Consider the following 10,771-nt stretch of genomic DNA (forward strand, 5'->3'; position numbering starts at 1 on the left):
CAACCTTTGCAAGACTCGGTCGGCTTCCTTGCGCCATGGGGCATTTACAATCCCGCGCGCTGGGGCCTAGTCTCGCCTCGGGAACAGGCTGGCCACAACAGCCGTCCCGACCGCTCCCGGGGGAGGGCTACACATGCGTTACGCAATCTGGTTCGTACGCCTGATCTACGCCGCGTGGATGATACCGGCGGGTCTCAACCATTTCATTCGTCTCTACCCGCAGCCGACCGGCAGCCAGCCGCTCAGCATCGGGGTGTTCACCGCGCTGCTCGACAGCGGGCTGTTCACCTTCGTAAAGGCGACCGAGCTGATCGCCGGGATCGCGGTGCTGCTCGGCTTCCGCCTGCCCTTGCTGCTGGTCATGGTGCTCCCGGTGAGCTTCACCGTCTGGTACTGGGACACCGAACTCCAGGGCTGGTGGACCGGCTCGGCGGTTTACGGCTGGTCGGTGCTGAGCTGCAACGTGCTGCTGTGTCTCGCCTACTGGGACAGCTACCGGCCGATGTTCGTGCGCCACGCCACCCCGCAATGGCCCTTCGGCAAGAAGGAGGCGCAATCATGATCCGCCCCTTCGACATCCTCCGATTGCTGCTCGGCCTGGTCATGGCCGTGACCTCGCTGGCCTATTTCCTGCCCTTCCTCGTCCCCTTCGCGCCGCCGATGGAATGGCACGATCCGATGGCCGTGCGGCTGATGGGCCAGCTCGAACAGAGCGGCCTGCTGGCGGTGGCCAAGTTCATCAGCATCGCCGGCGGCGCGTTGCTGATCGTCAACCGCCTGGTGCCCTTCGCGCTTGCCGCCCTGATGCCGGTGAACGTGGTCGGCGCTTTCATCTCGGTGATTATCGAGGGCGATGCCATGCTGGCCGTGCTGGCGCTGCTGACCGTCGCGCTCAACGCAGTGCTGTGCTTCGCCTACCTGCATTACTACCGCGACATGCTCTCGGCGGGGCAGGTGGCCGATGGCGAAACTTCGCTTCCGGGACAGAACTACGAGTGCCTGTTCGTGAACCCGATGTCAGGGGCGCCGACGAAGGCCTACATCGGCGCCGGCATCGTGCTGCTCGCCGCGATCGTTTTCTACTGGAAGCACGTGCCCGGGCCCAACGGCATGACCGGCGTGGCGACACTCGCCGTTCCTGCGGTGCTCTACCTGATCGGGGTGGCGCGCTCGCTCATTCGCCGCAGCAAGTAGGCGCCGGGATCAGTCGACGAGCTGCCCACGGATCGCCCCGCCGGGGAATGCCGTCGTGTGCACGTTGACGTAGAAGTCCTGCGGATTTCCCTGCAGGCGGTTCTGGGCCCATTCCGAACCGTTCTTGCAGCCCTGCCAACGCCCCTGGTTGGACTGTGTCAGGGTCAGGACGGGCGCCCCGTTCACTCCGGCCTTGCCGAAGTGGATATGCACGGCGGTGACGGTATCGAGGCCGTTCAGGTCGTTGAGTTCGTAGCAGACCTGGTCGAAGGCCTTGCCAATCGACACTTCGGCGCGGCCAGACCCATCGGGATCGCCTCCGCCGACCTCGTTCGAACCGAGCATGACGGCGTGGTAGGTCTTGGAAGTGGCGCCTACGGCCTCTTCCTCCAGCGAGGCACACGCGGCGAGCGATGCGGCACCGGCAAAGACAACAACTGCGAGAATGGTCTTGGTCATGACAGCCTCTCCGAGAACTTTCGCCGCGCATCTGCGCAGCCTACCGGAAGGGCAACGGGTCAAAAGCGCAAGTCGTTCCTCGCCCTAGAGAGTTACTCCCACTCGATAGTACCCGGCGGCTTGCTGGTGTAGTCGTAGACCACCCGGTTGATGCCCTTTACCTCATTGACAATGCGCGTCGCGCACTGGGTGAGGAATTCCGCCGGGAAGGGATAGACGTCGGCGGTCATGCCGTCGGTACTGGTCACCGCGCGCAGGCCGCAGACGCTGTCGTAAGTTCGGTAATCGCCCATTACGCCGACGGTCTTGACCGGGAGCAGCACCGCGAAGGCCTGCCAGATCGCGTCGTAGAGGCCGGCCTTGCGGATTTCGTCGAGGTAGATCGCGTCGGCCTTGCGCAGGATGTCGCAGCGATCCTTGGTCACTTCGCCGGGGATGCGGATGGCGAGGCCGGGGCCGGGGAACGGGTGGCGGCCGACGAAAATCTCGGGCAGTCCGAGCTCGCGGCCGAGCGCGCGGACCTCGTCCTTGAACAGTTCGCGCAGCGGTTCGACCAGCTTCATGTTCATCCGCTCGGGCAGACCACCAACGTTGTGGTGGCTCTTGATCGTCACCGAGGGGCCGCCGGTGAACGACACGGATTCGATCACGTCGGGATAGAGCGTGCCCTGCGCGAGGAAGTCAGCCCCGCCGATCTTGTTCGCTTCCTCCTCGAACACGTCGATGAAGGTCTTGCCGATGAACTTGCGCTTCTTCTCGGGGTCGGTCTCGCCAGCAAGGCCGGCCATGAAGCGCTCCTCGGCGTCCACCACCACCAGCGGTATGTTGTAGTGGTCGCGGAACATAGTCTCGACCTGTTCGCGCTCGTTGAGGCGCAGCAGGCCGTGGTCGACGAAGACGCAGGTCAGTTGCTCGCCGATCGCTTCGTGGATCAGGATTGCCGCGACCGAACTGTCGACGCCGCCCGAGAGGCCGCAGATCACGCGGCCCGTGCCGACCTGCTCGCGTATTTCGCGCACCTTGGTCTCGCGATAGGCGGCCATGGTCCAGTCGCCGGCGAGGCCGCAGACGTGATGGACGAAGTTGGCGATCAGCTTTCCTCCGTCGGGCGTATGGACCACCTCGGGGTGGAACTGGGTACCGTAGAACTTGCGCTCCTCGTCGGCGATCACCGCGAAGGGCGCGCCGTCGCTGGTGGCGACGATCTCGAAACCGGGGGCGAAGCGGGTGACCTTGTCGCCATGGCTCATCCACACCTGGTGGCGCTCGCCGACCTGCCACAAGCCGTCGAACAGCGTGCAATCCTTTGTCACCGTCAGGTAGGCGCGGCCGAATTCTCCGTCCCACTCACCGTCGGTTCCGGCCTCGACCTTGCCGCCGAGCTGGTGGCTCATCACCTGCTGGCCGTAACAGATACCGAGGATCGGGAGGCCTGCCTCGAAAAGCACCTCTGGAGCGCGGGGTGAGCCTTCCTCCGGCACGCCGGCGGGCGAGCCCGAGAGGATGATGCCCTTTGGCCTGAGCCGCGCGAAGGCTTCTTCGGCCAAGCTGAACGGGGCGATTTCGGAATAGACCCCGGCTTCGCGCACCCGGCGGGCGATGAGCTGGGTGACCTGGCTGCCGAAGTCGACGATGAGGATGGAATCGGGGAGGTGCTCTGCGTCCATGGCGGGGCGATAGTGACGCCATGCCGGGCTGTAAAGCGAGCGGCAGCCGCGGCGGTTGCCAAGGAACGCCGTTGGGCAGTGCTACAATATCGAGACAAGTTTCGTTGCGAACATCGCAAAGGTCCTTGCCGTTTTCGCACTTGTGAGCGGAAATGCTGCAGCGCACAATCGAAGGCGAGAACACAACGGATGTTTCGAAGGGTGGTCAACAACCGTCATCGGAGAAATTCAATGCGTGCAATCCTCGTTACTTTCCTCGCGGCCGGCATGGCCATGACCGCTGCTCCCGCGGCGGCGAGCGAGAAGTCGACGGTCGTCAGCTACGCGGATCTCGACCTCACCGACCCGGCCGACATCGCCACCCTCGAGCAGCGCATTTCCGCTGCAGCGAAGAAGGTCTGTACCCGCTCGTGGGACAGCTCGCTGTCCCTCTCGTCGAGCGTGGAAACCTGCCGCGCCGCCTCGTACAAGTCGGCGATGGAAAAGGTCGAAGCGCTGCTCGCGCCCGACCCCGGGTCGCCCGTTGCCCTCGCGGACTAAATCCCTTCTGCAAGAACGATTCGGCCGCGCCAGGAGACCCCGGGGGCGGCCGTTTCCGTGCGGTGCAAGGGCAGCAAGGGCATCGAATAACTGTTGCAAAGAATGCACCACCGCTTCTTCTTTTCGCACTTGCAATATCGATGGTGCAGCGCAACATAGTAAGTGACACATACAAATTGGCATGAGCCCCAAAGCCTGCCGTCACTTCGATTGGAGACAGGTCATGAAGACCATTCTGACTGCTGCGCTCGCCGCTTCCGTGTTGTGCGCCGCTCCCGCTTCCGCCCAGACCATGCTGCTCGTCATCGGCGAACGCCCGGTCCCGCAGCAGGAAGTGGATCATCACGCAACGCTCGACGAGAAGATCGAACTCGCGCTCGATCAAGCCTGCGAAAAGCCATTCGTCCGCGATCTCAAGGGCTGGCAGCTCTACAAGGACTGCCGCACCGAAGTGCGCAGCGAGATCGACGAGCAGCTGGCGAAGGCCGGTACCCCTGACGCAGTGACCATCGCGTTGCGCTGAACTTCACGGCATTGCGGCCGGTCCGGGTCTCCTCCTCTCCCCCTGGGCCGGCCGCGACCTCGTGGCCGTACCTGATCCCACCCATCTTCAGAAAGAAACGACCATGCTGCGCATCGCCAGGCAGATCCTCAATTCATACTTCGAATGCGCCGGGCGCTACCCGCTCCCGCTCGTCTGGATGTAATAGCTCTTCAGCTTATCCTGCGAACTGCCACGGGTGTTGCAAATGATGCAACACCCGTGGCAGTTTTCGCATTTGAGTTGTGTGCACTGCAACACTATCTGACCCCTCGAGCCGGCTGGCAGGCACCCCTCTCCCCCCCCTAGCCGCCAGCCGGCCAAAACTCCGGATCGGAACGGACCGGCGTAGTCAGTCCATCCGATCCCGGTCTTCCCGCCGCAATTCCCTTGTGCGGCAATCCAAGCCGAAGACCCCGTACGGGACACGGCCGCCTTCTCCTCCCCCCACCCCTGGCGGCCGTGTCCCGCACGACCTCCGGCCCGCCGACGGGCAATGTTCGGGTGCGCAGGAAACGCCTCGCCGCACTTGTGCACAATATGCCCGCCAAGCTTGGGAACCCGGGCGCCAATCCCTATATGATCGCCATGGAAGAAAACGGCGGAAACGCACCCAATTCGAACGGCTACGGCGCCGACAGCATCAAGGTACTCAAGGGCCTCGACGCGGTGCGCAAGCGCCCCGGCATGTACATCGGCGACACCGACGACGGATCGGGCCTGCACCACATGGTGTTCGAGGTCTCCGACAACGCGATCGACGAGGCTCTGGCCGGGCATTGCGACCTGGTACTGATCGAACTCAATCCCGACGGCTCGGTGAGCGTCGAGGACAACGGCCGCGGCATGCCGGTCGACATCCACAAGGAAGAAGGCGTTTCGGCCGCCGAGGTCATCATGACCCAGCTCCACGCCGGCGGTAAGTTCGAGAACACCTCGGACGACAACGCCTACAAGGTTTCGGGCGGCCTGCACGGTGTCGGCGTCTCGGTGGTCAACGCGCTCAGTGAATGGGTCGAGCTGACGATCTGGCGCGAAGACAAGGAACACTGGGTACGCTTCGAAAACGGCGACGTCGTCGCCCCGCTCAAGGTCGTGGGCCCGGCCAATCGCGAGCGCACCGGCACGCGCGTGACATTCCTGCCGAGCACCGACACGTTCAAGAACGTCACCGACTTCGATTTCGAGAAGCTCGAGCACCGCTATCGCGAGCTCGCCTTTCTCAACTCGGGCGTCCACATCCTGCTGCGCGACAAGCGCCATGCCGAGGTGGTTGAACACGACCTGTTCTACGAAGGCGGGATCGCCGCCTTCGTGAAGTACCTCGACCGCAACAAGCAGGCGCTGGTCGCCGAACCGATCTCCGTCTCGGCCGAGAAGGACGGCATCGGCATCGACGTCGCTCTGGAGTGGAACGATTCGTACTACGAAAACGTGCTCTGCTTCACCAACAACATCCCCCAGCGCGACGGCGGCACCCACCTCGCCGCGTTCCGCGCCGCGCTGACACGCACGCTTAACGCCTACGCCGAACGCTCGGGGCTGATGAAGAAGGAAAAGGTCTCCCTCTCCGGCGAAGACATGCGCGAAGGGCTGACCGCGATCGTTTCGGTCAAGCTGCCCGATCCCAAGTTTTCTTCGCAGACCAAGGACAAGCTGGTCTCCTCCGAGGTTCGCCAGCCGCTCGAAAGCCTGATGGGCGAAAAGATGACCGAGTGGCTCGAGGAAAATCCCAACGACGCGAAGGCGATCATCCAGAAGATTATCGACGCCGCGGCGGCGCGCGAAGCGGCGCGCAAGGCGCGCGAACTGACCCGCCGCAAGGGCGCGCTCGACGTCGCCAGCCTGCCGGGCAAGCTCAGCGACTGCCGCGAACGCGATCCGTCGAAGAGCGAACTGTTCCTGGTCGAGGGCGATTCGGCCGGCGGTTCGGCCAAGTCCGGGCGCGACAGCCAGTACCAGGCGATCCTTCCTCTGCGCGGCAAGATCCTCAACGTCGAACGCGCGCGCTTCGACCGGATCATTTCCTCGAAGGAAGTCGGCACCCTGATCCAGGCGATGGGCACCGGCCTGCGCGACGAGTTCACGCTTGAAAAGCTGCGCTACCACAAGATCGTCATCATGACCGACGCCGACGTCGACGGCGCGCACATCCGCACCCTGCTGCTGACCTTCTTCCACCGGCAGATGCCCGAGATCATCAAGGCCGGACACCTGTTCATCGCCCAGCCGCCTCTGTTCAAGGTCGCCAAGGGTCGCAGCGAGGTCTACCTCAAGGACCAGGGGGCGCTCGACCGCCACCTCGTCGACAACGGACTGCAGGGCCGCGTGCTGGAAACAGCCGGCGGCGCGCGGAGCGGCGAGGACTTGCGCACGCTGGTCGATTTCGCGCTACGGTTGCGCAACCTCATCGCCTTCGCCCCGCGCAAGTACGATCCGGTCATCGTCGAGCAGCTGGCGCTCGCCGGTGCACTCGACCCTGCGCTCAATGAGAGCCAGCGCGAGCAGGCGCTGGGCTATGCCGCCGAGCGGCTCGGCATGGGCGACCCCGAAGCCAAGTGGGGCGCCGAAATCGGCGCCGACGGATTCATCCGTATCAGTCGCGAATGGCGAGGGGTGACCGACGTGCACGAAATCGAGGCGCGCTTCCTCGACAGCACCGAGGCGCGCAAACTGCACCGCCTCGCCGCCGAACATGCCGAAACCTTCGCCCGCCCGGGCCGCTTCACCCGGCTCGGCGCGGAGCCGGAACCCGAAGACGACACCGTCACCGAGGACGGCGAGGAAAACGTGCCAGCGACCCCGGTCGACGGTGCGATTACGCGGCCGACCGAACTGCTCGACGCCGTGCTTGCCGCGGGCCGCAAGGGCCTCGCCATCAGCCGCTACAAGGGCCTTGGCGAAATGAACGCCGAGCAGTTGTGGGAGACCACGCTAGACCCCGACAACCGCCAGCTCCTGCAGGTCAAGGTCGAGGATGCCGACGTGACCGACGAGATCTTCACCCGCCTGATGGGCGATATCGTCGAACCGCGCCGGGAATTCATCCAGGACAACGCGCTCAACGTCGCCAACCTGGATATCTAGTCAGGCAATGTGATTGCGAAGCGGCGCTACTCCGCCGCTTCGGCCTGCTTCGCCTCGTGCGCGGCGAATTCCTTTGCCGCGAGGAAGCGCTCGGCATCGAGCGCGGCCATGCAGCCGGTGCCCGCGGCGGTGACCGCCTGGCGGTAGGTGTGATCCATCACGTCGCCGCAGGCGAAGACGCCGGGGACGTCGGTCTTGGGCGTGCCGGGCTCGACCACGAGGTAGCCCGAGGAATCCATCTCCAGCTTCCCCTTGAACAGCTCGGTCGCGGGCGCGTGGCCGATGGCGACGAAGGCGCCCTCGCAACCGAACTCGCTGCTCTCGCCAGTGACGGTATCGACGAGCTTGAGCCCGGTCAGCCCGGCGCCCGCGGGATCGCCGAGGAATTCCTCGACCGTCTTGTTCCACAGCACGGTAATCTTGGGGTGGGCGAAGAGCCGGTCCTGCAGGATCTTCTCGGCGCGCAGTTCGTCGCGGCGGTGGATCAGCGTCACATCGTCGGAATGGTTGGTCAGGTAGAGCGCTTCCTCGACCGCAGTATTGCCGCCGCCGATCACCGCGACCTTCTTGCCGCGATAGAAGAACCCGTCGCAGGTCGCGCAGGCGCTGACGCCCTTGCCCGAGAGCGCTTCCTCGCCCGGCGCACCCAGCCACTTGGCCTGCGCCCCGGTGGCGATGACCAGCACGTCACCGACGTATTCGTCGCCGCTGTCGCCGATCGCCTTGAACGGCGATCCGCTGGCAATGTCGACATCGACGATGGTGTCCCACATCATCCGCGTGCCGACATGGACCGCCTGCGCCTCCATCTCCTGCATCAGCCATGGGCCCTGGATGACCTCGCGGAAACCGGGATAGTTCTCGACGTCGGTGGTGATGGTCAACTGGCCGCCGGGCTGCAGGCCCTGCACGACGATCGGTTCCATGCCGGCACGCGCGCCGTAGATCGCGGCCGAAAGGCCGGCCGGGCCGGAGCCGATGATGAGCATGCGGGTGGTGTGGGTTGCCATGGGTATGTCTCTTGAGAATCGCCTTTGCCCCTAGTTAGAGGCGCGAGGGGCGCAATCAAGCAGCGCTCAGGCGTCGTCCCCGGGCAAGCCGGTGTCGAGCCGGTCGAGCAATCCGGTGAGAAACCGCGAGACCGCCGCCTTGTCTTCAGCAGGGACACCGTCGAGCAGGCGCGCTCGGTAGGTATCAGCGAGGTTGAAGATATCGTGCAGCGTCTCCTCGCCCTCCTGCGTCAGCTTCAGCAGTTTCGAGCGACGGTCGGCGGGGTCCGGCATGCGAGTGACGAGCCCGTCCTTCTCCAGCGTATCGATCATGCGCGTCAATGTCGGCCCCTCGATTCGCAGGCGCTTGGCGATTTCGACCTGCGCGCTGCGATCGGGTGAATTGAGGATCGCCGACAGCGCTTCCATCCGCGCGCTCGACTGCCCGGTCGGCCGCAGCTTTTCGTCGAGAATCGTCCGCCAGCGCCGCGCGACCAGCACCAGCAGGATGGTCAGCCTCATGTCCGGCGGGGTTTCACCCCCGCGATAAGTCGCGAAGCTGGTTGCCTCTTCCACGGTAACCTCTGCTGACCCCCCTTTTTGGTATTTGCAAAACCCTATTCTGCCCGGCGCCGTTCGGGAAGACTCGGCGGCGAGAAAAATGCGGTGAGACAATTATGCGACGCCGCCGCCCACTCAAAGCCGCACAGGTCTTCGCAGCTACATCCGGAACACGCCGAACTTCGGCTGTTCGGGGATCGGGGCTTCAAGCGTCGCGGAAAGGGCGAGGCCGAGGACGTCGCGGGTCTGGACCGGGTCGATCACGCCGTCGTCCCACAGGCGGGCGGTGGCGTAGTAGGGATTGCCCTCGCTCTCGTACTTGTCGCGGATCGGGGCCTTGAAGGCCTCCTCTTCCTCCTTGCTCCGCTTGTCGGCGTCGCGGTGGACGGTGGCGAGGACGCTGGCGGCCTGTTCGCCGCCCATCACGCTGATCCGCGCATTGGGCCAGGTGAACAGGAAGCGCGGGCCATAGGCGCGGCCGCACATGCCGTAGTTGCCGGCCCCGAAGCTGCCGCCGATGACCACGGTGATCTTGGGCACCTGAGCGGTGGCGACCGCGGTGACCAGCTTGGCGCCGTGCTTGGCGATGCCTTCGGCCTCGTATTTGCCGCCGACCATGAAGCCCGAGATGTTCTGCAGGAACAGCAGCGGGATGCCGCGCTGGCAGGCGAGCTCGATGAAGTGCGCGCCCTTCACCGCGCTTTCCGAGAACAGCACGCCGTTGTTGGCGAGGATCGCCACCGGCATGCCCCAGATGTGGGCGAAGCCGCAGACCAGCGTGGAGCCGTAGTGCGCCTTGAACTCGTGGAACTCGCTGCCGTCGACCAGCCGGGCGATGACCTCGTGCACGTCGTAGGGTGCGCGGACATCCTCGGGAATGATCGAATAGAGGTCTTCGGCGTCGAACTTCGGCGGGCGCGATTCCTTGAGGTCGAGGCTCGCGCCCTCGTTCGCGCCGAGATGGCTGACGATATCGCGCACGATGGTCAGCGCATGCTCGTCGTTCTCGGCGAGGTGGTCGACCACGCCCGATTTCTTCGCATGAAGGTCGCCGCCGCCGAGGTCCTCGGCGCTGATTTCTTCGCCCGTCGCGGCCTTCACCAGCGGCGGGCCGGCGAGGAAGATCGTGCCCTGGTCGCGCACGATCACGCTCTCGTCGCTCATCGCCGGGACGTAGGCGCCGCCCGCGGTGCATGAGCCCATCACGCAGGCAATCTGCGGGATGCGCTCGGCGCTCATCTGCGCCTGGTTGTAGAAGATCCGCCCGAAGTGCTCGCGATCGGGAAAGACCTCGGCCTGGTAGGGCAGGTTCGCCCCGCCGCTGTCGACGAGGTAGATGCACGGCAGGCGGTTCTCGCGGGCGATCTCCTGTGCGCGCAGATGCTTCTTGACCGTCATCGGGTAGTAGCTGCCGCCCTTCACGGTCGCATCGTTGGCGGCGATCATCACCTGCCGGCCCGAGACGCGGCCGATCCCGGCGATGATCGAGGCGCCCGAGACGTCGCCTTCGTACATGCCGTTGGCGGCAAGCTGGCCGATCTCGAGGAACGGGCTGCCGGGATCGAGCAGCCGCTCGATCCGCTCGCGCGGCAGCAGCTTGCCGCGGCTGGTGTGCCGCTCGCGCGCCTTCTCGCTCCCGCCAAGCGCGGCCTCGGCGACCTTGGCCCGAAGTTCCTCGGCGAGCGCGCGGTTATGCGCCGCGCGCGCCTGCGCGTCGGGGCTGGCGAGGTCGA

Annotated in this window: 10 protein-coding genes; 5 read left to right on the top strand and 5 right to left on the bottom strand. The window is 65.1% G+C overall.

The annotated features are described in order from the left end of the window. The first annotated feature begins 133 nt into the window (after positions 1 to 133). Together GRI89_RS09495 and GRI89_RS09500 are read left to right on the top strand one after the other, a co-directional pair. Entirely contained in the window at positions 134 to 562 is a 429-nt protein-coding gene (locus GRI89_RS09495) for a hypothetical protein (RefSeq protein WP_159794527.1), read from the top strand. Beyond that, on the top strand, positions 559 to 1,194 hold the full coding sequence (locus tag GRI89_RS09500; RefSeq protein ID WP_159794529.1) for a hypothetical protein: 636 nt from the start codon (positions 559 to 561) through the stop codon (positions 1,192 to 1,194). The genes GRI89_RS09495 and GRI89_RS09500 overlap by 4 nt, the downstream gene beginning before the upstream one ends. A gap of 9 nt (positions 1,195 to 1,203) precedes the next feature. Here the strand turns inward: GRI89_RS09500 and GRI89_RS09505 are convergent, their stop codons facing one another. Then, complete coding sequence (locus GRI89_RS09505; RefSeq protein ID WP_159794531.1) at positions 1,204 to 1,653, bottom strand: CHRD domain-containing protein; 450 nt, start codon at positions 1,651 to 1,653, stop codon at positions 1,204 to 1,206. Between the two features lie 92 nt (positions 1,654 to 1,745). Continuing rightward, positions 1,746 to 3,320, bottom strand: coding sequence for a glutamine-hydrolyzing GMP synthase (guaA, locus tag GRI89_RS09510; protein WP_159794533.1), 1,575 nt, complete (start codon positions 3,318 to 3,320; stop codon positions 1,746 to 1,748). 231 nt (positions 3,321 to 3,551) lie between these two features. Between guaA and GRI89_RS09515 the strand changes: the two genes are divergently transcribed. From GRI89_RS09515 to gyrB, 3 genes are all read left to right on the top strand, one after another. Next, the gene (locus tag GRI89_RS09515; RefSeq protein ID WP_159794535.1) at positions 3,552 to 3,860 is read left to right on the top strand and encodes a UrcA family protein; all 309 of its coding nucleotides are present in this window, start codon (positions 3,552 to 3,554) and stop codon (positions 3,858 to 3,860) included. 223 nt (positions 3,861 to 4,083) lie between these two features. Then, positions 4,084 to 4,383, top strand: coding sequence for a hypothetical protein (locus tag GRI89_RS09520; protein WP_159794537.1), 300 nt, complete (start codon positions 4,084 to 4,086; stop codon positions 4,381 to 4,383). Between the two features lie 597 nt (positions 4,384 to 4,980). After that, positions 4,981 to 7,488 carry a DNA topoisomerase (ATP-hydrolyzing) subunit B gene (gyrB, locus tag GRI89_RS09525; RefSeq protein WP_407924975.1) on the top strand — a complete coding sequence of 836 codons (2,508 nt, stop codon included), beginning with the start codon at positions 4,981 to 4,983 and terminating at the stop codon, positions 7,486 to 7,488. A 26-nt stretch (positions 7,489 to 7,514) separates the two neighbouring features. Here gyrB and trxB read toward each other — a convergent pair whose 3' ends face one another. The 3 genes from trxB to GRI89_RS09540 all read right to left on the bottom strand — a co-directional run. Then, positions 7,515 to 8,498 (bottom strand): thioredoxin-disulfide reductase, encoded by a 984-nt coding sequence (trxB, locus tag GRI89_RS09530; protein ID WP_159794539.1) that lies wholly within the window; start codon positions 8,496 to 8,498, stop codon positions 7,515 to 7,517. Between the two features lie 66 nt (positions 8,499 to 8,564). Further along, on the bottom strand, positions 8,565 to 9,053 hold the full coding sequence (locus GRI89_RS09535; protein WP_201290903.1) for a MarR family winged helix-turn-helix transcriptional regulator: 489 nt from the start codon (positions 9,051 to 9,053) through the stop codon (positions 8,565 to 8,567). Positions 9,054 to 9,197: 144 nt separating this feature from the next. Continuing rightward, a partial coding sequence (locus GRI89_RS09540) for a carboxyl transferase domain-containing protein (RefSeq protein ID WP_159794541.1) occupies positions 9,198 to 10,771 on the bottom strand: 1,574 nt, incomplete at its 5' end.

The sequence above is a fragment of the Croceibacterium salegens genome (assembly GCF_009827435.1).
Taxonomy (GTDB): domain Bacteria; phylum Pseudomonadota; class Alphaproteobacteria; order Sphingomonadales; family Sphingomonadaceae; genus Croceibacterium_B; species Croceibacterium_B salegens.

Bases quoted from the DNA above. Each gene is read 5' to 3' on its own strand.
- GRI89_RS09495 (WP_159794527.1), top strand. From the start codon at position 134: ATGCGTTACGCAATCTGGTTCGTACGCCTGATCTACGCCGCGTGGATG.
- GRI89_RS09500 (WP_159794529.1), top strand. From the start codon at position 559: ATGATCCGCCCCTTCGACATCCTCCGATTGCTGCTCGGCCTGGTCATG.
- GRI89_RS09505 (WP_159794531.1), bottom strand. From the start codon at position 1,653: ATGACCAAGACCATTCTCGCAGTTGTTGTCTTTGCCGGTGCCGCATCG.
- guaA (WP_159794533.1), bottom strand. From the start codon at position 3,320: ATGGACGCAGAGCACCTCCCCGATTCCATCCTCATCGTCGACTTCGGC.
- GRI89_RS09515 (WP_159794535.1), top strand. From the start codon at position 3,552: ATGCGTGCAATCCTCGTTACTTTCCTCGCGGCCGGCATGGCCATGACC.
- GRI89_RS09520 (WP_159794537.1), top strand. From the start codon at position 4,084: ATGAAGACCATTCTGACTGCTGCGCTCGCCGCTTCCGTGTTGTGCGCC.
- gyrB (WP_407924975.1), top strand. From the start codon at position 4,981: ATGATCGCCATGGAAGAAAACGGCGGAAACGCACCCAATTCGAACGGC.
- trxB (WP_159794539.1), bottom strand. From the start codon at position 8,498: ATGGCAACCCACACCACCCGCATGCTCATCATCGGCTCCGGCCCGGCC.